This is a genomic window from Arenimonas fontis, assembly GCF_008386465.1.
Classification (GTDB): Bacteria; Pseudomonadota; Gammaproteobacteria; order Xanthomonadales; family Xanthomonadaceae; genus Arenimonas; species Arenimonas fontis.
On record NZ_VUOD01000023.1, the window covers coordinates 1 to 1,191 of the forward strand.

General features: G+C 65.0%; 1 protein-coding gene. It reads right to left on the minus strand.

Annotated elements, in window-relative coordinates:
• Complete coding sequence (gene tuf / locus F0415_RS12530; protein ID WP_149861547.1) at positions 1 to 1,191, minus strand: elongation factor Tu; 1,191 nt, start codon at positions 1,189 to 1,191, stop codon at positions 1 to 3.

The following is a 1,191-nucleotide window of genomic DNA, read 5'->3' on the forward strand; positions in this document are numbered from 1 at the left end:
TTACTTGATGATCTTGGAAACCACGCCGGCGCCGACGGTGCGGCCGCCCTCGCGGATCGCGAAACGCAGGCCCTCGTCCATCGCGATCGGCGCAATCAGCGACACCACCATCTTCACGTTGTCGCCCGGCATCACCATCTCCACACCCTCCGGCAGCTGCACCGCGCCGGTCACGTCCGTCGTGCGGAAATAAAACTGCGGACGATAGCCCTTGAAGAACGGCGTGTGACGGCCACCCTCGTCCTTGCTCAGCACGTACACCTCGGCCTCGAACTCCGTGTGCGGGGTGATCGTGCCCGGCTTGGCCAGCACCTGACCGCGCTCCACCTCGTCACGCTTGGTGCCGCGCAGCAGCAGACCGGCGTTGTCGCCCGCCTGGCCCTGGTCCAGCAGCTTGCGGAACATCTCCACGCCGGTCACCGTCGTCTTGGTGGTCGGACGGATGCCCACGATCTCGACCTCGTCGCCCACCTTGATCACGCCGCGCTCGATACGCCCGGTCACCACCGTGCCACGGCCCGAAATCGAGAACACGTCCTCGACCGGCATCAGGAACGCCTTGTCCACATCGCGCTGCGGCTCCGGAATGTAGCTGTCCAGCGCCTCCACCAGCTTGATGATCGCCGGCACGCCAATCTCCGACTGGTCGCCCTCCAGCGCCTTCAGCGCCGACCCCTTGATGATCGGGGTGTCGTCGCCAGGGAAATTGTACTTGCTCAGCAGCTCGCGGATCTCCATCTCCACAAGCTCCAGCAGCTCGGCGTCATCCACCATGTCCGCCTTGTTCATGAACACCACGATGTACGGCACGCCCACCTGCCGCGCCAGCAGGATGTGCTCGCGCGTCTGCGGCATCGGACCGTCCGCCGCCGACACCACCAGGATCGCACCGTCCATCTGCGCCGCACCCGTGATCATGTTCTTCACGTAGTCGGCATGACCCGGGCAGTCCACATGCGCGTAATGCCGGGTCGGCGACTCGTACTCCACGTGCGCCGTCGAAATCGTGATGCCGCGCGCCTTCTCCTCCGGCGCCGCGTCAATCGCGTCGTAGGCCTTGAACTCGCCACCAAAACGCTCGGCCCCTACCTTCGTCAGCGCCGCCGTCAGCGTCGTCTTGCCGTGGTCCACGTGACCAATGGTGCCCACGTTCACGTGCGGCTTCTTGCGCTCGAACTTTTCCTTGGACAT